Source organism: Devosia insulae DS-56, assembly GCF_000970465.2.
In the GTDB taxonomy this organism is placed as follows: Bacteria; Pseudomonadota; Alphaproteobacteria; order Rhizobiales; family Devosiaceae; genus Devosia_A; species Devosia_A insulae.
The window spans coordinates 1-17,931 of sequence record NZ_LAJE02000398.1 but is presented as its reverse complement, the minus strand read 5'-3'; the positions used below and the strand labels follow the sequence as shown (position 1 = coordinate 17,931).

23 protein-coding genes are annotated in these 17,931 nt (G+C 64.7%); 4 read left to right on the top strand and 19 right to left on the bottom strand.

Annotation, left to right across the window (positions count from 1 at the left end; all coding sequences use genetic code 11):
* Window positions 1–43: 43 nt before the first annotated feature.
* Window positions 44–835 (bottom strand): siderophore-interacting protein, encoded by a 792-nt coding sequence (locus VW23_RS26925; protein ID WP_069912551.1) that lies wholly within the window; start codon window positions 833–835, stop codon window positions 44–46.
* A gap of 194 nt (window positions 836–1,029) precedes the next feature.
* On the opposite strand from VW23_RS26925, the gene VW23_RS26920 reads away from it, so the two are divergent.
* Together VW23_RS26920 and VW23_RS26915 are read left to right on the top strand one after the other, a co-directional pair.
* Window positions 1,030–1,974: a VOC family protein gene (locus VW23_RS26920; protein ID WP_069912550.1), complete on the top strand. Its 945-nt coding sequence runs from the start codon at window positions 1,030–1,032 to the stop codon at window positions 1,972–1,974.
* The gene (locus VW23_RS26915) at window positions 1,974–2,579 is read left to right on the top strand and encodes an alpha/beta hydrolase (protein ID WP_069912549.1); all 606 of its coding nucleotides are present in this window, start codon (window positions 1,974–1,976) and stop codon (window positions 2,577–2,579) included. Before VW23_RS26920 ends, VW23_RS26915 begins: the two co-directional genes overlap by 1 nt.
* A 100-nt stretch (window positions 2,580–2,679) precedes the next feature.
* Here VW23_RS26915 and VW23_RS26910 read toward each other — a convergent pair whose 3' ends face one another.
* The 6 genes from VW23_RS26910 to VW23_RS26885 form a co-directional block, all read right to left on the bottom strand.
* Window positions 2,680–3,129, bottom strand: a complete 450-nt coding sequence (locus VW23_RS26910; RefSeq protein WP_069912548.1) for a hypothetical protein — start codon at window positions 3,127–3,129, stop codon at window positions 2,680–2,682.
* Between the two features lie 83 nt (window positions 3,130–3,212).
* Entirely contained in the window at window positions 3,213–4,235 is a 1,023-nt protein-coding gene (locus tag VW23_RS26905; RefSeq protein WP_084646525.1) for a L,D-transpeptidase family protein, read from the bottom strand.
* Window positions 4,236–4,377: 142 nt separating this feature from the next.
* Window positions 4,378–4,671, bottom strand: a complete 294-nt coding sequence (locus VW23_RS26900) for a GNAT family N-acetyltransferase (protein WP_069912546.1) — start codon at window positions 4,669–4,671, stop codon at window positions 4,378–4,380.
* Between the two features lie 91 nt (window positions 4,672–4,762).
* Complete coding sequence (locus VW23_RS26895; RefSeq protein ID WP_084646524.1) at window positions 4,763–5,338, bottom strand: tetratricopeptide repeat protein; 576 nt, start codon at window positions 5,336–5,338, stop codon at window positions 4,763–4,765.
* A 42-nt stretch (window positions 5,339–5,380) separates the two neighbouring features.
* Window positions 5,381–6,082 carry a DedA family protein gene (locus VW23_RS26890; protein ID WP_069912545.1) on the bottom strand — a complete coding sequence of 234 codons (702 nt, stop codon included), beginning with the start codon at window positions 6,080–6,082 and terminating at the stop codon, window positions 5,381–5,383.
* Window positions 6,083–6,122: 40 nt separating this feature from the next.
* Window positions 6,123–6,824: a DedA family protein gene (locus VW23_RS26885; protein WP_069912544.1), complete on the bottom strand. Its 702-nt coding sequence runs from the start codon at window positions 6,822–6,824 to the stop codon at window positions 6,123–6,125.
* A gap of 234 nt (window positions 6,825–7,058) precedes the next feature.
* Here VW23_RS26885 and VW23_RS26880 point away from each other — a divergent pair, with 234 nt between their 5' ends.
* Both VW23_RS26880 and VW23_RS26875 read left to right on the top strand, forming a co-directional pair.
* Window positions 7,059–7,433: a RidA family protein gene (locus VW23_RS26880; RefSeq protein WP_069912553.1), complete on the top strand. Its 375-nt coding sequence runs from the start codon at window positions 7,059–7,061 to the stop codon at window positions 7,431–7,433.
* Window positions 7,433–7,822 (top strand): putative immunity protein, encoded by a 390-nt coding sequence (locus VW23_RS26875; RefSeq protein ID WP_069912543.1) that lies wholly within the window; start codon window positions 7,433–7,435, stop codon window positions 7,820–7,822. Before VW23_RS26880 ends, VW23_RS26875 begins: the two co-directional genes overlap by 1 nt.
* Here VW23_RS26875 and VW23_RS26870 read toward each other — a convergent pair.
* From VW23_RS26870 to VW23_RS26825, 12 genes are all read right to left on the bottom strand, one after another.
* Window positions 7,819–8,784 carry an ABC transporter permease gene (locus VW23_RS26870; RefSeq protein WP_069912542.1) on the bottom strand — a complete coding sequence of 322 codons (966 nt, stop codon included), beginning with the start codon at window positions 8,782–8,784 and terminating at the stop codon, window positions 7,819–7,821. The two genes, VW23_RS26875 and VW23_RS26870, sit on opposite strands and share 4 nt — an antisense overlap.
* Before the next feature lie 10 nt (window positions 8,785–8,794).
* Window positions 8,795–9,868 carry an ABC transporter permease gene (locus VW23_RS26865; protein ID WP_069912541.1) on the bottom strand — a complete coding sequence of 358 codons (1,074 nt, stop codon included), beginning with the start codon at window positions 9,866–9,868 and terminating at the stop codon, window positions 8,795–8,797.
* Window positions 9,865–11,418: a sugar ABC transporter ATP-binding protein gene (locus tag VW23_RS26860; RefSeq protein ID WP_069912540.1), complete on the bottom strand. Its 1,554-nt coding sequence runs from the start codon at window positions 11,416–11,418 to the stop codon at window positions 9,865–9,867. Before VW23_RS26860 ends, VW23_RS26865 begins: the two co-directional genes overlap by 4 nt.
* 78 nt (window positions 11,419–11,496) lie before the next feature.
* Window positions 11,497–12,633 (bottom strand): sugar ABC transporter substrate-binding protein, encoded by a 1,137-nt coding sequence (locus VW23_RS26855; RefSeq protein WP_069912539.1) that lies wholly within the window; start codon window positions 12,631–12,633, stop codon window positions 11,497–11,499.
* A 164-nt stretch (window positions 12,634–12,797) separates the two neighbouring features.
* Window positions 12,798–13,535 carry a FadR/GntR family transcriptional regulator gene (locus tag VW23_RS26850; protein WP_084646523.1) on the bottom strand — a complete coding sequence of 246 codons (738 nt, stop codon included), beginning with the start codon at window positions 13,533–13,535 and terminating at the stop codon, window positions 12,798–12,800.
* Between the two features lie 363 nt (window positions 13,536–13,898).
* A complete protein-coding gene (locus VW23_RS29225) occupies window positions 13,899–14,072 on the bottom strand; it encodes a dihydrofolate reductase family protein (RefSeq protein WP_176730503.1) in 174 nt (57 codons plus the stop codon).
* Window positions 14,045–14,461: a dihydrofolate reductase family protein gene (locus VW23_RS28770; RefSeq protein WP_141728516.1), complete on the bottom strand. Its 417-nt coding sequence runs from the start codon at window positions 14,459–14,461 to the stop codon at window positions 14,045–14,047. The genes VW23_RS29225 and VW23_RS28770 overlap by 28 nt, the downstream gene beginning before the upstream one ends.
* An 85-nt stretch (window positions 14,462–14,546) precedes the next feature.
* Window positions 14,547–15,161 carry a disulfide bond formation protein B gene (locus VW23_RS26840; RefSeq protein WP_069912538.1) on the bottom strand — a complete coding sequence of 205 codons (615 nt, stop codon included), beginning with the start codon at window positions 15,159–15,161 and terminating at the stop codon, window positions 14,547–14,549.
* A gap of 5 nt (window positions 15,162–15,166) precedes the next feature.
* Window positions 15,167–15,340: a hypothetical protein gene (locus VW23_RS29220; RefSeq protein ID WP_176730502.1), complete on the bottom strand. Its 174-nt coding sequence runs from the start codon at window positions 15,338–15,340 to the stop codon at window positions 15,167–15,169.
* 183 nt (window positions 15,341–15,523) lie between these two features.
* Window positions 15,524–16,375, bottom strand: a complete 852-nt coding sequence (locus VW23_RS26835; RefSeq protein WP_069912537.1) for a fumarylacetoacetate hydrolase family protein — start codon at window positions 16,373–16,375, stop codon at window positions 15,524–15,526.
* Between the two features lie 106 nt (window positions 16,376–16,481).
* Window positions 16,482–16,913, bottom strand: coding sequence for an RbsD/FucU family protein (locus tag VW23_RS26830; protein WP_069912536.1), 432 nt, complete (start codon window positions 16,911–16,913; stop codon window positions 16,482–16,484).
* Between the two features lie 97 nt (window positions 16,914–17,010).
* Complete coding sequence (locus tag VW23_RS26825; RefSeq protein ID WP_069912535.1) at window positions 17,011–17,766, bottom strand: GntR family transcriptional regulator; 756 nt, start codon at window positions 17,764–17,766, stop codon at window positions 17,011–17,013.
* Window positions 17,767–17,931 lie beyond the last annotated feature (165 nt).

Sequence of the window (17,931 nt, the reverse complement as noted above, 5' to 3'; positions counted from 1 at the left end):
GGTGGGGGTCAGCCCGCACCGGCCTCGAGTACGCTACGCGACTTCAGTCCCCCGCTTCACCCCGCAGCCAGTAACCGGCGGCGCGGATGTAGTCGTTGTTGAAGCCGCGGGCGACGAGGTGGTGGCGCAGTGCCTTGGCCATCTGCGCTTCACCGGCGACGAAGGCGAACCCTACGCCGGCGGGGAAGCCGATTTCGGCGACCGCGGGCAGGATCAGGTTGTCGGCGCCGGCCTCGCGGCCGTTGCGATGGATCCAGTGGATTTCCACCGGCGAGCCGGTCTCGAAACGCTGCTCGTCGGCGGCCTCGGGCACTTCGATGATGGCGATGGCGGGCTTGTTGGCCGGCAGTTCCTCGATGCGGCGGCCGATGGCCGGCAGCGCGGTTTCGTCGCCGGCAATGAAGTACCAGTCGAAGGCCTCGGGGACGCGGATGCTGCCGCGCGGACCGCCGATCATCAGCTGGTCGCCGGGCCTGGCGGCCGCCGCCCAGCCCGCGGCCGGGCCATTACCATGCAGCACGAAATCGAGGTCGAGGGTCAGCGTCTCGGCATCGAAATAGCGCGGCGTGTATTCGCGCACGAAGGGTTTTGCCACCTCGTCGGGCCAGACGAGGCCATCGGGATGGCGCTCGGGGCGCGGCAGCGGCTTGCCGTCGGAGGGGAGAAAGACCTTGATGTGGTCGGCATGACCCGGGGATTGAAAACCCTCGAGTTCGGGACCAGTGAGCCGGATGCGGCGCATGTGGGGGGTGAGGTCGACGACCGAGACGACGTCGAGAATGCGGATGCGGGTTTCGAGCCGGATCCGCTCGAGCGATCTATTTATGACTTCCATAGTCAAGATTTAGCCGAGGCCGATCGGGTCGGTCAAGTGAACACCAGGTAAGGTGAGATTGTTCGATCGGATCAAACAATGCCTTGCGTTGATGGTGCGCTATTCGAGTGAATGCCGGTGCCCTATCTCTAGTGCAGCGATCGGCAAGGGCCGACGCCGGAAACGACCGGCAAGAGCCGACACAGGAGTTAGCGATGATCACTCAGATCAAGGGCCTGCACCACGTCACCTCGATGGCGCGCGATGCGGCCGAGAACAACCACTTCTTTTCCAAGACGCTCGGCCTGCGCCGGGTGAAGCAGACCGTCAATTTCGACGCGCCCGACGTCTATCACCTCTATTACGGTGATGAAGTCGGCACGCCCGGCACGGTGATGACGCATTTCCCGTTCCCCCATATCGCCCGCGGCCGGCCCGGCGTCGGCGAGGTCGGCACCACGGTCTTTTCGGTGCCTGAGGGTTCGCTCGGCTACTGGCAGGAGCGGCTCGCCGCCGATCGCGTTGGTGATCTCGAACTCTCCGAGAGCTTTGGCGAGAAGAGGCTGAGCTTCAGGGCTCCGGAAGGCGATGCGCTGGCGCTGGTCGAGAATGCGGCCGATGCCCGGCTGCCTTGGACCGGCAATGGCGTCGATGCCGAGCAGGCGATCCGCGGCTTTCATTCGGCGTCGCTGCGGCTGCGCGACGGCGGCGCCACCGAGGAACTGCTGAAGTTCATGGGCTATGAGAACGCCGAAAACTCGGGGAACACTCATCGGCTGATCCGGCCGGATGGCAATCCGGCCAACACCATCGACATCGAGGTGCTGCCCGATGCCAACCGGGCTGATCTCGGTGCCGGTTCGGTGCACCACATCGCCTTCGCCGTGGAGAACCGCGCGGCGCAGCTCGAAGTGCGCAAGGCCCTGCTGGACACCGGGTACCAGGTAACGCCGGTGATCGACCGGGACTACTTCTGGGCGATCTACTTCCGGACCCCGGGTGGCGTGCTGTTCGAAATCGCGACGAACGAACCCGGCTTCGACCGCGACGAGGATACCGCGCATCTGGGTGAAACGCTGAAGCTGCCCAGGCAGCATGAGCACCTCAGGAGCACGCTGGAGCAGACGCTGCAGCCGCTCGAAGAAAAGGAAGCGGCATGATGGCCGAGACGATCGACAGCTACGTCAACGTGGATATCCCCGGCGCATCCTCGGATGCGCCGGCCTTCTACCTGTTGCACGGCACCGGCGGCGACGAACATCAGTTCACCGATCTCGCGGCGGAGCTGAAGCCCGGGGCGCGCCGCATCGGGGTGCGCGGCGACGTCTCCGAAGGCGGGGCCCTGCGCTACTTCAAGCGCGTCGGCGAGGGCCGCTACGACATGGCGGACCTGGCGCGGGCCACCAGAAAGCTTGCGGGCTTTGTCGGCGCCAGCAAAGGGAATGCGAAACAAGTGCTCGGGCTCGGCTACTCGAACGGGGCCAACATTCTCGCCTCGGTCTTGTTCGAGGCGCCGGAGCAGTTCGACGTCGCTGTGCTGATGCACCCTCTGATCCCGTTTACCCCCAAGCCGCAGTCTGGATTGAAGGGGAAACGGATCATCATCACCGCCGGCCGCCGCGACCCGATTGCGCCGGTGCATTCGGCGGAGTTGCTTGCGACCTATTTCAAGGAGCAGGGCGCCGAGGTGACGCTGTTCTGGCACGAAGGCGGCCACGAAATCCGTCGCGAGGAACTGCTGGCGGTGCGGGATTTTCTGGCGTGAAATCGGCAGTCGGCAATAGGCAGTCGGCAATCGTGTTGCAGAGATAGGTGTTCGGTGGCAGGGCTTCCCGACTGCCGACTGCCGACTGCCGACTGGCCTGTCAGATCAACCCATGCTCCTGCATCGCCTGCTGCTCGTCGGGCGTGATGTAGGCGAAGATTTTCGGCGTATCGCCGGCGAGGTTGAGGAAGTAGCGGTTGGTGAAGCCGACGGTGCCGGCTTTGCCGTCTGTCTTCCGCTTGTAGTCGAACTCCCAGTCGACCGTCGCCATGGCGTTGGCGTCGTCGAGCTCGGTCACCTTGACGCCGGTGACCCGCATGGCAGTGCCACCGACCTCGCGGTACTTGGCAAAGCCCTGGCCGATCAGCTTCTTGAACGCGGCGTCGTTGGCGCCGCCCATCACGCCCTGCGGGCTCGACTCGACCAGGTAAGGCGCAAAACTCCCAACCGTGCCGTCGACATCCTCGACCGGTGGATCCTGCAGCGCATCGTTGCTGCGCTTGGCATAGGCTTCGAAGAAGCTCTTGATATCGGTGCTTTGTTTCAGCATTGGCCTTCTCCTTCCAATAGACCAATGTTTCGGGGCAGGATCGGTTGCCTCGTGACGAGGTGCGGGCTGGCACCACCCACCTATCAACCGACGAAGTCGACGGGGACGCCGGGCTTCACCATTTTCGCCAGTTCGTTGGCATCCCAGTTGGTCAGCCGCACGCAGCCATGCGAGCCTGTCTTGTCGATGAGGGAGGGCACGGGCGTGCCGTGGATGCCGAAGGTCGGTTCGCTCAGGTCGATCCACATCGAGCCGACCGGACCGTTCGGACCAGGCGGGATGGTGAGCACCTCGGTATTCTCGCCCTGCTGAAAATTGATCTTCGGGTTGTAGGTGTATTCGGGCATCGGGGCGACGCCTTCCACGATGTGAGTACCCGATGGAGAGGGGTTCTCCTCCGAGCCGATGGTGGCGGGATAGGCGGCGATCAGGCGATCGTCGGCGCCATAGGCGCGAACCTGGCGCAGCGACTTGTCGGCCTCGATACGCACGACCTCACCCTCGAGATCGGGGCCGTAGGCGGCGACATAGACCGGCGCGCCGACGGTGTAGCCGGCGCCGGGATTGAGGGCCTTCAGGAGATCGATATCCATGTGGAAGCGCTCGGCCAGCGATTCCTCGATCGAGGCGTAACCGAGGAATTTGCGCTTCGCCTGCTCGGCATAGTCCCTGGGGATCGGCTCGCCGATGGCGTTGAGGTCATCGGCGATGATGGCGTAATCGCCGATCACCGGACCGCCGGTTTCGAGCGCCGAGAGCACCTCGGGGTCGAGTGCCCCGTCGGGCGGCAGGCCGCGCATCAGCTCGAAGGCCAGCACGGCTTTGCGGACATTGTCGCCATCGAAGCCGTCGATGACGCCGGGCGAGGCGCCCGCCCGATCGAGCAGCACCTGCAGGCGGACGACGGACGGGTCGGGATGACGGTTCGCCGGCATGGCAGGATCGATGGGTTCGGCGGGCGGCGCGTAGAGCTGAGGGATGGCAGAAATGTCGGCCGAGTTTATCGCCTCGGCGGTGAGCGGCGGGATCGGCACGCTCAATGCCTCCTGCGCGTGAGCGGGGAGGCAGACGAGAGCGAATGCGAGGACAGCGAGCGCGAGGCGCATGGTTTCCAATTCCTTAGGGAACAGGAAAGCGTCGCAGCGGGCTAGTGGTTGCCTCGGCGCTCGCTCAGAAGCGCTGGGATGGTTAGCATTTGACTAAAATGCCACTCGTGGGCGGCGGGGCCGGGAGGCCGTTACCGCGGGCTCAGGCCCGGAGGTCGGCCCATTCGGGGCGGCGGCGGAACTGCGTCACGACATAAGAGCAGACCGGCACGATCTTGCTGCCGGTGGTGCGGGCGTCGGCGATGGCGGTTTCCACCAGCTTCAGCGCCAGCCCGAGATTGCGGTGCTGCGGCGGCACGCCGGTATGATCGGCGATGATCGTCTTGGCATCGCGGCGCTGGTAGGTCATTTCGGCTTCCGAGCCGTCGGGGAGGTAGACCACGTAGCGGCCACGCCCGTTGGCTTCTTCGTGCTCGACCGTTAGTTCGTCAGACATCGCAAACCTTTCAGTGCAGCGGCGGGTGAGCGCCGGTGGTCCATGTCATATGGGGTGGAAGCTGGCTGGCGGAAGAGGCGGCGGGCGCGGGTCAGATCTGCGTCATCGGCTCACCGAGTTCGGGGAACAGTCGCCGTTCGCTGAGGAACGGGTGCACCGCCAGGGCGGCGGCCATGTCCTTGAGCGCCAGGGCGCGCTTGCCCAGTTGCAGGTACATCAGGGCGCGCCCGGAAAGGGCGCCGAAGTGGCGGGGCTCGATCGCCAGCACCTTTTCGCAATCGGCGATCGAGGCGTCGAACTCACCCAGCATGTAGTAGATGGTGGCCCGCTGGTTCCAGCCTTCGGCATAATCAGGGTAGTCGGCGATCAGCTTGTCGAGCAGCCGCAGCGCGCCCGCCGCGTCGCCCATGCCGCGGGCGGTCAGCACCTCCCGCATCCGGCCGGCGAGGATCGGATCGGACGGAGTGGTCCAGTAGGTCCAGATCTGTGCATCGATCGCCTGCGCAGTCTCAGCATCCGGCGCCACGCGCAACTGCGCGAACAGCTTATCGATGGCGGCGCGGTCGGCAGCGTCATCGGCAAAGGCGACGCCTGATGCGAGCAGCAGCATCAGCCCCAGCAAGAGGCGCAACAGGATCGAAGCGAGCCGACGTGGGATGTGCAGCATGAGTCAATATTCGACCTCATGCGCGCGCGGCGCAAGTGGCAGTTAGTGCTCTGCCTCGCCCTTCCGCCAGCGCGCCTCGATGGTCTGTCCGAAACGGCCGAGGTAGGGTGCGGCGGCCAGCAGGATCGCCCGCCAGTTGTGCAGCAGCAGGAACAGCACGACCAGCACCAGTGCGCCGACGATGATCACCAGCTCGAGGCTGAGCCCCATGGATTTCAGCCAGGCCGAGAGCAGCATGCCGGGCAGGATATGCGCCGCGGCCCAGACGAAAGCCGAGGTGACGTTGATGATGGAAAAGTGCCGGTAGTTCATGCCGAACATGCCGGCAATGCCGGGGACAACGGCCTTCACCCCCGGGATGAAGCGACCGATGAACACCGACTTGCCGCCATGCCGGGCGAAGAAGGCTTCGCCGCGGGCGATCAGCGGCAGGTGGTTACGGAACGGCCAGAGCGTCTTGATCCGATCCTTGAGCCAGAAGCCGAGCGTGTAGGAGATCGCATCACCGACCACAGCGCCGACCACCGCCGCAAGGTAGATCTCCCAGAAGGGAAGCTTGCCTTGCGCGATCAGCCCGCCGGCCAGCAGCAGCACCGGGGTCGAAGGGATGAAGAGGCCGAGGATGAACACCGCCTCGGTGGCGGCGACGAGGAAGATGAACCACAGGCTGAGCCAGAAATTGCCCGAGATGGTTTCGAGCACCATCTCCAGCCAGCCGGTGAGCGCAGTGAAAATCTCAAGCATCGGCCCTCAATAGCGGGCCGACGTGAGAGCCAGATGACAGCTAGTGCCCGGCCTCGGGCTTCTGCCAGCGGGCCTGCAGCGAGCGGCCGAACTCGCCCATGAAGGGGGCGAAGACGAGGAGAATGCGCTTCCAGAAGTGGACGACGAGGAAGGCGACGGTCAAGACGATCGCGCCGACGATGATCACCATCTCAAGGCTCAGCCCAATGGATTTGAGCCAGCCGGTGAGCAGCACGCCGGGCAGGATGTGCACGGCCGCCCAGACGAAAGCGGAGATGACGTTGATCACCGAGAAGTGCCGGTAGGGCATGCTCATCATGCCAGCGACGCCGGGGATGACGGCTTTCACGCCGGTGATGAAGCGGCCGATGAAGATGGCTTTGCCACCATGGCGGGCGAAGAACACCTCACCCTGGTCGATCAGCTTCAGGTGGTTCTTGAACGGCCAGACCGTTCGGATCTTGTCCTTGAGCAGGTAGCCGACGGTGTAGGAAATGGCGTCCCCGATAATGGCGCCGAGCACCGCGGCAAAGAAGATCGGCCAGAACGGCAGGCTGCCTTGCGCGATCAGGCCGCCGGTCAGCAGCAGGATGGGGAGCGAGGGCACCAGCAGGCCGAGGATGAACACCGCTTCGCCGATGCAGACGAGGAAGATGAACAGCATCGAGAGCCAGAAATTGTCGGAAATGCCCTGCAGGAACAGCTCGAGCCAGGTCGAGATGGAGTGAAGAAATTCGAACATTGGCTCCTGGAAGCTCCCCTGGGATAAGGCGTGGAGCCCCAAGCCCCACGCTGCAGCGTGTCATGAATGGCCTGGCACCACCAGCCGCCATGGGCGCCCGCTTTGCGTCTATTTGAAGAGGGGTGCATGAACTGTGCGTGAACGTGCTAAGCCGTCTCTGCTGGCCTCGGGGCCGTGGGGGCGAGCGGGCAGCAAAGACAGCAGGAATAAGCGATGTCGCTGCCCATCCATCACATGATTTCCAGCGGGCCACAGCCGGTAGCGCCGTTCAGCCACGCGGTCGAAGCCGGTGGCTTCGTGTTCATCACCGGGCAAATGCCGACCGACCCGGCGGCGCCCGACGCGCCGTTGCCGGAGGGGATCGAGGCGCAGACGCGCCGAGTGATCGACAACCTGAAACTGATCCTCGGCGGTATCGGGCTCGGGCTCGAGCATGTGACGATGGCGCGCATCTATCTCACCGAGTTCCAGCGCGACTATGCGGCGCTCAATGCGATGTGGCCGAGCTTCTTCGAGGTCGGAAAGCTGCCGGCCCGCACCACGGTCGGCGTCACTGCCCTGGCGGTGGGGGCCCTCGTGGAGATCGACCTGATCGCCCGACGGCCCTGATGCGGTACAGCGACGCTGATCACCGGCTGCTGGCGTCATGGGCGGCCGATTGCGCCGAGCATGTGCTCGAGAGATTCGAACGGGATTGTCCCGACGACCCGCGACCGCGCGAGGCCATCGCGGCGGCCCGCGCCTGGGTGCGGGGTGAGTTGCCGATGGTCGAGGCCCGCGCGGCAGCTTTTGCGGCGCATGCGGCGGCCCGAACGGCAAGCGATGCCACAGCGGTTGCGGCCGCGCGGGCAGCCGGACACGCTGCGGCGACAGCCCACGTCGCATCGCACGCACCACATGCCGCACGTTATGCGCGAAAGGCGGCGGGCGCAGCCGCCGAGATGGACTGGCAGCGCGAGAGCTTGCCGGAGCACCTGCATGCAGTGCTGGCCGCTTAACTCGTTACCTTTGCCGTCCGGCCGTAGACCAGCAGCATGATGATGATGACGAGGCCATAGATGATCTGCCGGCCGGCCTCGGGCATCTGCATGATCGACAGCACCGAGTTGAGCAAGACGATGAGGATCACCCCGACCACGGTGCCGATGAAGCGGCCGCGGCCGCCGAGGATGTGGGTGCCGCCGATCACCACGGCGGCGATGGCCGGCAGCAGGTAGGCATTGCCCATGCCCTGGTAGGCCTTGGCCGAATAGCCGGCGAGCAGCAGGCCGGCGAGCGCGGCGCAGAGACCGGAGATGACGAAGGCGCCGACGATCACCCAGCGGGTGCGGATACCGCTGAGATACGACGCCGCCTCGCGGTTGCCGGTGGCGTAGATGGCCTTGCCGAAGGCGGTGCGGCTCAAAATCGCAGCAATGACGATGGAGACGGCGGCCCAGACGAAGATGGCGACGGGGATGCCGAGGATCTTGTCGGCGGCGAGGTAGCGCATCAGCGGCGTGGCCGAATCCTGCGGGGCGAAGCCGCCGGTATGAGCGATCATCAGGCCGCGCATGACGGAGTCGACGCCAAGGGTGAAGATCATCGAGGGGATGCGGAGGTAAGCGACGCCGAAGCCGTTGAACAGCCCGACCAGGAGGCCGATGGCGAGACCGGTGGGGATGGCGGCGGGGCCACCGACGGTGGTCGCCATCATGGCGGCGGCAGTCATGGTCCAGGGGACACTGAGATCGATGTGACCGAGGAGGATCACCATCATCATCCCGGCCGCGACGATGCCGAGAAAGGCGCCGGTCTGCAGCTGGGTGAGCAGGTAATTGGGGCTCAGCAGCGGCATCGTGCCGAGCGTTGCCACGGTGTAGACCGAGCCGAGCGCCAGGATCACCAGCACGAAGCCGGCGGAGATGACGATCGGCAGATCGTCGGATTTCAGGCGGGGCAGGGTGAGGTCATTGGCCATGGGTCCGGTCCTACCTGAAGAGTTCGAGACGGTTCTTCACCCGCAGTGTGCGGATGGCACCGAGGCTGACGGCAGCGAGCAGCACCACACCTTCGACCAGCGGCTGCAGCAGCGGATCGATCGAGAGGATGCGGAAGTAGAACGAGATGGCGCGCAGGATCAGCGCACCGATCAAGGCGCCGATCACCGTGCCGACGCCACCGAGCAGCGAGATGCCGCCCAGCACCACGGCGGCGATGGAGTTGAGTGTGTAGGCGCCAGCCTGCGGGATGTCAGCGTTGCCGGAGCCGGTCTGGATGGCGAGATAGAGCCCGGCGCAGCCGGCAAAGAACCCGGCGAGGGTGAAGGCCCAGAGCTTGGCGCGATTGATCGGCAGGCCGGACATGTAAGCGGCGCCTTCGGATGAGCCGATGGCATAGAGGGTGCGGCCGGTGACGGTGCGGCGGAACGGGATCCACACCGCCGCGGTGATGATGACGAGGATCAGCAGCGGCACCGGCACCCAGGCGATGGGCTGCAGCCAGGCGGCCTCGCCGTCCTCGAACAGATGGTAGGTCTCGGCCAGATCCTTGATCGAGTTGGTGACGGCCCAGTTGAGATCGAGATCGACCTCGCCGCCGGGTTGCGGACGGATCAACAGGGCAAGGCCGATGGCGACGGCGCCGGTGGCGAGCGTCGCGATGATCGGCTGCAGGCGGCCGTAGACGATGACGAGGCCGTTGACGAGGCCGAAGCCGGCGCCGGCGGCGACCGAAACGATGCAGCCAAGGATGATCTGCCAGGGCTCGCCCCGCACCAGTTCGCTGGCGATGCAGCTGGTGAGGGTCATCACCGCGCCGACCGACAGGTCGAGGCCGCCGACGATCACCGTCATGGCCTGCGCCATGGCAACGAAGGCGAGGGCCACCGACTCATTGGTGTTGGCGATGAAGACGTTGGTGGAAAAGCCGCGCGGATGGATGAAGTTGTAGACGAGGTAGAGTGCGGCGAGCAGCAGGATGGCGCCGTAGAAGCCGCGGTTCTGGCGGATCGACATGGCGAGCGCCGAGGCGCGCGGCGGTGTGGTCGCGGTGACGGCGCTCATGCGGGCACCGCCTCTCGGGCCGGCGCGTCGGCGGGCCTCGTGATGTTGAGCGCGGCGGCGACGAGGGCTTCCTCGGTGATCGCGTCGCCCGAAAACTCGGTGACGATGCGGCCGTCATACATCACGGCGACACGGTCGCAGCAGCCGATCAGCTCGGCATAATCGGTGGAGTAGAACAGGATCGCGGTGTCCTTGTCGGCGAGCTCGCGCATCAGCCGGTAGAGCTCCTGCTTGGTGCCGACATCGATACCGCGGGTGGGATCGTTCAGCAGCATGACCTCGGGCTTGGTCAGCAGCCATTTGGCGATCACCACCTTCTGCTGGTTACCGCCGGAGAGGCTGGCGACGGGGTCGTCGGGTTTGTTGAGCTTGATCTGCAGCTGGGCAATGGCGTCGGCCACCGCCTGCCGCGACTTCGCCGGGTCGATGAACGGCCCCTGGCTGACCTTGTCGAAACTGGCGACGAGGAGGTTGTCGGCGATCGACATGGGCAGCATCAGTCCCTCGGTTTTCCGATCCTCCGGCACCAGCGCGATGCGGCTGCGGCCGCCCTTGGCATCGGCTGGGGACGAGGGGATGCCGCCCTCGCCGCCGACCGTGACTTTGCCCTCGACGCCGCGGAGGACACCGAACAGGGCGAGCAGCAGCTCCTTCTGGCCCTGGCCATCGAGACCGCCCAGCCCGACGATCTCGCCCTTGCCGACTGACAGCGAGACGCCGTTGAGGCGGTTCTCCCACTTGAGGTCGGTGACGGCGAGATGCGGCTTGCGGCTGAGCGCCGGCGGCTTGGGCGGGAATTTGTGGACGATGTCGCGGCCGATCATCAGCTTGACGATCTCGTCCTGCGTGCGGGCGCCCTTGTCGAAAGTTTCGATGTGGCGGCCGTTGCGGAACACCGAGAGGGTGTCGCAGAGCGCCTCGACCTCGTGCATGCGATGCGAGATGAACAGCATGCCGGTGCCTTCGGCCTTCAGCTCGGCCAGCACGTTGTAGACGGTTTCGACGTCGCGGCTGGTGAGTGCCGAGGTCGCCTCGTCGAGGATGAGCAGTTTCGGATTCTTGCCGAGCGCCTTGGCGATCTCGACCATTTGCCGGCGTGACAAGGACAGGTCGCGGATCAGGGCGCGCGGATCGACATCCTCGCAGTGGATCCGCGCCAGCAGCGCCTCGGCGCGCTCGCGCTGGGCGCGGCGATCGATCAGCCCGAAGCGGCGCGGCGGATCGGAAATCGAGATGTTGTCGGCGACCGACAGGTCGGGCAGCAGCGACAGCTCCTGGAACACGCAGACGATGCCGGCTTTCGCGGCCTCGGAGGGGCGCGAGAAGCGGTGCGGCGTGCCTTCGACGGTGAGCGTGCCGGTATCCGCCTGCACCACGCCGGCCATGATCTTGATCAGGGTGGATTTGCCGGCGCCGTTCTCGCCCAGGATGGCGTGGATGGAGCCTTCGCGGCACGAAAAGTCGACGCCCTCGAGCGCCCGGGCCCCGGAGAAATATTTCGATACACCGCTCAATTCGGCGAACGGCCGCGCGGCCTTACCGTCCAGCATCGTTTGTCCTCAGCCGTCCAATGAATAGGAGAGGCGGTGCCGGGCGATGGGACCCGGCACCGCTGACGCGCGGGAGGTCTACTGCACGTTCTCCTCGGTCTGGGCCATGATGGCCGGGCCCGAGATATTCACGCCGCAGGGCGGGAATTCATTGACGGTGAAGAAGTTGTCCGGCAGGTCGGTCCAGAAATTGGTGCCGTCCTTGAGGGCGGTATAGTCGACCGATGGCAGCGGCACCGAAATGAGCTGCGGCATCACGTTGCCTTCCAGCGCCGAGATGGCCGCCTTCATCGAGATGGCGACGAGGCCGGGCGACTGGCCGATGGAGAGGCCGACAAGACCCTCGCCGGAATGCTTGGCGACAAGCTTCCTGAAGCCGTTCTCGGCTTCGCCGCCTACCGGCACCATCGGATGGCCGGCGTCGAGCAGCGCCTGTACGGTGCCGGTCGAGCCGCCCTGGGTGATGACGCCGTCAAAGGTGCCATGCACGGCGAGTGCGTCGGCGGTCACCTTCTGCGCGGTGCCGTCGTCCCAGTTGCCGACCACCTGGACGATTTCCCAGGGTCCGGGGGTGGCGTCGAACACCTCGTGGATGCCGATCGAACGATCGCGGTCCACCGAGTTCCCGGCCAGGCCGCGGACTTCGAGGATCTTGCCCGAGGTCTTGCCCTTGGCGGCCAGTTCCTTGAGCACGAAGTTGCCCCAGTCGCGGCCCATCTGCAGCTGGTCCTCGTTGACCATCATGACGGCGTCGGTATCGAGAATGTTGTCGAACGGCACGATGACGACGTTCTCGCGGTCGGCGAGACGGATGACGCGGTCAAAGCCTTCCGGCGACACCGCGATGGTGACGATGGCGTCAAAGCCCTGGTTGATGAAGTCCTCGATGGCGCCGAGCTGGGCCGGCGCGTCGGTGCCGGTCGAGACGACCTTGAACTCCTTGATCTTGTCCTTGATCGCCGGGTCTTCGGCGTAGGCCTTGGCGGTCTTGATCATCTGGATGCGCCAGGTGTTGCCGACATAGCCGTTGACCACGGCGATGCGGTACGGGCCTTCCTGTTTGTCCCATTGGAAGTACTTGGTCTCGGCGTTCCACGGGGCAAAGCAGGTGGGGTCGGCGCCGGGGCCGGAGACTTCCTTGGGTCCGGCGATGCTGAGGCTGGTCGAAACGAGGAGGCCGACAAGGGCGGCCGAGGCAATGCGTAGTGCGTTCATAGGTTTCTCCTCCCAGAGAACGATCTGAAACAACTAGGCAGTCGCTGGTCAGTCGGTGTCCGGCAGTCCTCTTCCGTCCACCGTCGTCAGGGCCGATACCGGCCCGGTGCGGCGCGCCATTCGGCGTCGCCAATCCCTGATGCGCGCCGGCACGCAGCGCGGTGCTACTCCTTGAACAAGGCCAGACCGGCTTCGAGGTGCTGGCTCATGCGATACTGAAAGGCAAAACGGTTGCGGCTCTCGAGCGCATCGGCGATGCCGCCATGCTCATCGAAGCTGACGCCATGGGTCTTCATGCGGTTGACCCCAGACTCCATGATCTTGAGCATCACCGGCTTCATGATCCGGTAGATCTCGTTGACCTGCTTGTTGCCCAGGATGCCGACGAGTTTGGAATGAAAGCGGAAATCGTGCTGCGCGGCGACGTGGAGCTGGTCCTCCTCGCGCATGGCGTCGTTGATGGTGCGGAGCTCGACGATATCTTCTGAGGTGGCGCGCTCGAACAGCTGGTCGACGGCGCCGACCTCGATCAGCTGGCGGAAGCCCTGGGTGTCGAGGAAGGTCTGCCGGCTCAGTTCCAGCGTGTTGAACGAATAGAGCTCGAACACCGCATCCATGCGCCGGTCGATGATCACCGCGCCGACCTTGGGGCGCACATCGACCACGCCATAGGCCTTGAGGATGCGCATCGCCTCGCGCACCGTGGTGCGGGAAGAGCTGAACATCTCACCCAGTTCGCGCTCCGACGGCAGCGGGTCGCCAACCCCCAGATTGCGCTTGTCGATCAACGCCTTGATCTGCCCGACCAGGGTTTCGACAGCGGAATCGTAGAGGTGCACGGCGCCATGCTTCTGGCGCGCGCCCCGTTGTTTCAGCCGAACGACATTGGTCCTGGCCGTCATGACCGGATTGCCTCGACGCGAGATGTTGAAAGTCCCCTCGTCCTACATTTGTAGGACCACGGGACGTTAGTTTCGCGGTTTTTTGCTGTCAATAGTGCAAACAACAGCATCGGTGGTCGGACTCATGGTGATCTGGTATGACAAATATCACCATGAGATCGATTACATCTGTTCGCGACTTCGGCTGCGGAAGCCGAAAAGTCATTGTATGCTAACATGTTACCGGTAACGATCGATCACTCTCGGCGGAGTGCTTGGTGGCAAGCGCCCGGCAGCGAAAATCGCGCGGCAGATCCATGCAATGCGATGTGAAAAATGATGCCGCGCCACACCGAGGGCGCTAGCGACGACCTGCGATGGTGGTCAGGCCGAGGCGTAAACCAGGGCCACGACACCATCGGGCAGCGGCGTTGCATCGAGCAGGCGGAGCTTGTTCTGGGCGCCCGGAGCGAAAACCGCCTGGCCGCCGCCGAGCAGAATTGGGTTGAGGAACAGGTGCAACTCGTCGATCAGGCCGTGCTCGAGACAGGAGCGCACGAGCACCGGACTGCGAAGCTGACGATATCGCCGCCAGGCTGCTGCTTGATGGCTTTGAGCTCGGTCGGATCGCGCAGCAGCAGGGATATTTCCCAGTCGGCTTCGGCTGCGGGAAGGCTGGTCGAGACGACGATCTTGGTGGCGCGGGCGATCCAGTCGGCATGGGCAAGCTCGCCGGCGGTGGCGTTGGGATCGCTGGGGACCGTGGGCCAGTAGCTCTGCATGCCCTTGTAGGTCTTGGGGCCGAAGACCACGGCATCGGCGTTGCCGGTGAGCAACTTGGCCTGCGCCGCGATCTGCTCGTTGTAGGTTACCCAGGAGAAGTCGCCGGCAGCGTTTGAGGCAAAGCCATCCAGCGAAATATGCAGGTGCATTTTCAGCTTGCGCATAAGGGCAGCCTTTATCTGTTAAGTCAAGACTTAACTAATGCGCGCGAAGCCATCGGTCAATGACCCGCTGCCCTGGTTTGAATCGTCAGCTCGCCGGCGCAGTATAGCCGAGCAGGGCGTAGCCCATGGTGTGGCACTCGCCGACGCCGCATTGCACGGCAACCGATGCCAGGTTGATCACTGCCAGGGCGATGACATAGAGCCCGACAATCGTGCCGGCCATGGCGAGACGCGGGAAGCTGCGCACCGGCACGGCCTCCAGGTGGCGATCGCCGCCGAGGATCGCCAGCTTCATCGTGAAGGCGATAAGCAGCACGAAGCCGATGACGATCGACCAGACCGGCATGTGCAATCCGAACACGGCGCTGCCGATATAGGCGTGGCCGGGGCGCGGGTAGATGTCGAGCAGGGTCTGGCGCTCCGCCACCACCAGCAGCAGCAAGGCGAACAGCATGGCGATGCCGGTATTGCCGTAGGAGAAGCCGCCGCGGAACTGCATGAAGATGCCGAAGCAGACGCCGAACATGGCGACGCGCTGCAACAGGCACAGCGGGCAGGGCAACTCGCCAAAGGCGTATTGCATCACCATCGCGGCGGTGAGGATGGCAGCGATCACCGCCATCATGGCGAGCAGATAGGCATAATTACCCCAGGCGAGGAGGCGCTGGGTTTCAGGAGCGTCGATCCTGACGATGCTCATCCCCGTCACCCCTGCAGCCACGGCATGGCGAAGCCGTATTCGGGGCTGTAGATCTCCCACAGGAACAGCCCGATCGACAGCAGCAGGCAGGCCGCGATGGCAAGGCGTGCAGGCAGGTCCCGGCGCCACCAGCTCAGGGCAAATGCAAGGACCAGAACGGCGAAGATCAGCAGCATCATGGAGCGGTGGTGTCCTCGAAAAGCAGCGATACTCTGAGGCACTAGCGATGCACGAAATAAAGACGTGATTTCGCGGCGCATGTCCATTGCCCGCGGGGGCGATTACTCAGCTATTGGTGGTTCAGGCAAAGCAAAGGGCGCCGGCCTTGCGACCGACGCCCTTCAAAACTCAGTGCGAAAAGCTCAGGCGGCGTAGGCCTTGGTCTTCTGCTGCTGCTCGCCGAGGCCCTCGATGCCCAGCTTCATGGTCTGGCCCGGCTTCAGCCAGATTGGTTCCGGCTTCTGGCCCATGCCGACACCCGGCGGGGTGCCGGTGGTGATCACGTCACCCGGCTGCAGGCTCATGAACTGGCTGAGATAGGCGACGAGGTGGGCGACGCCGAAGATCATGGTCTTGGTCGAGCCGTCCTGGTAGCGGTGGCCATCGACGTCGAGCCACATGCCGAGGTTCTGCACGTCCTTGATCTCGTCCTTGGTGACCAGCCACGGGCCGATCGGGCCGAAGGTGTCGGCCGACTTGCCCTTGGTCCACTGGCCGCCGCGCTCGGTCTGGAAGTGACGCTCGGACAGATCGTTCACCACGCAGTAGCCGGCGACGTAGTCCAGCGCGTCCTTCTCCTCGATATACTTGGCTTCCTTGCCGATGATGACGCCGAGCTCGACTTCCCAGTCGGGCTTCAGGGTGTTCTTGGGCAGGATCACGTCGTCGTTCGGGCCGATGATGGCGCTGGTGGCCTTCATGAACAGGATTGGCTCGGCCGGGATGGCAGCGCCAGTCTCGGCGGCGTGGTCGGCATAGTTGAGGCCGATGCACATGAACTTGCCGACATTGCCGACGCAGGGGCCGATGCGCGAGCCCTGGTCGAGGACCGGCAGGCTGCCATGGTCGGCCGCCTTGATCTTGGCGAGACCGGCAGCGCCGATCGAGGCGCCGTTGATATCGGACACCACGGACGAGAGATCGCGATAGGTCCCGTCAGTGTGCAGGATGGCGGGCTTTTCGGCGCCCTTGGCGCCGACGCGCAGAAGTTTCATGAAGTGCTCCTCAGATTTGGCCTAGGGGATAGGGCCAGTCCCGCGCGGAGTCGAGGCCAACGATGGTCGAATCCGTTCGGTGGCGCGGGATCAGCCGCGACCCGCGCTATTCGGGACGGACGATGCCCTTCTTCAGGAGCACGTTGCCGTAGAGCCGGCGCTCGCCGGTCTGGATCACCGCATAGGCGCCATGCACGCGCTCGTAGAAGGCGAAGCGCTCGAGCAGGCTCAGCTTCATCCCCGGCTCGTGCTTTTTGATCAGCTTGTCGAAATCCTTGTGGGTCTGCTCGCGCTTCTTGGCGTCGCCGACCACTTCCATGCCGAAGGCCTGCTCGTCGACGAAGGTATCGAGCGGCATCACGGTGAGCATGGCGTCGAGCACGTCGGTGGCGCTGATGCCGTCGAGCCGCACCAGTTGCGGGCCGGCGCTGTCGCCGGGGTAGTTGGCGTCGACGATGGCGATCTCGGCGCCATGGCCCATGGCGCGCAGGATGTAGAGCAGGTCAGGGCCGAGAAGCGGGGGGATGTTTTTGAGCATGAGGTTCTCCCTTGGAATAGCGAATGGTGAGTAGCCAATAGCGAATAGGGGTAGAAAGCACCTCTATTCGCTACTCGCTATTCGCCACTCGCTCGCGTTATCCGAATGGAAACGCCGAATACGCGGGATCCTCCCGCAGCAGCTGGCCATCGGCGAAGAGTTCGGCGTGCTCGACGGCGAAGGCGATGAGTTCGGCCATGACGGAGTCGATGTGCGCGCGCATGGCGGCCGAGGCGACCGCGGCGTCGCCGGCGGTGATGCCGTCGAGAACCTTCTGATGTTCGGCGAGGGTAACGCTCAGCCGGCGCGGGGTGAGGATCAGGCGGCGGGCCCGGTCGAGATTGGCGCGGGTATTCTCGATGACCCCCTTCACCTTGGTGAAGCGCATGTCGCCGAAGATGATGTCGTGGAACTCGAGATCGCGCTCGTGGAAACCGTTCTGGTCGTCGATCTCCACGGCGGCGCGCTGGTAGCTCATATTGCGCTGCAGCGTGTCGATCAGCTCCGGGCTGTGGTTGCCGGTGACGACGCGCACGGCTTCGGCTTCCAGTGCCTTGCGGATCAGCATGTACTCGAGCACGTCGGCGATGCGGACCAGCGACACGGTGGAGCCGCGCTGCGGCAGGATATCGACCAGGCCCTCGGCCTGCAGGCGCGCCAGCGCCTCCGAGACCGGAAAGCGGGAGACGCCCAGCCGCTCGCAGATGGCGCCCTTGTCGATGACTTCGCCGGGCTGCAGATCGAGGGAAACGATGGCCTGGCGCAACGTGTCGGTGACGAACACCGTGACGTTGCCACGCGTCGGCGTCGCCGGCGTAGACAGAAATGAGTAGGGACTTGCCTCGGTCTTCATGCTAACATGTTAGTTGGACTGCCGGAGCTTTTCAATCGCACCTGCTTGTCACCCGACTGGTTTTCCGCCGCAAGCGGGCCGCCTCGGGCGTACAGGCGTTTTTGGTGGTTTCGGCAACTGTCGCCCCGAATCCTCGATAAAAGAGCCGCCCCCGATGTCCGATGT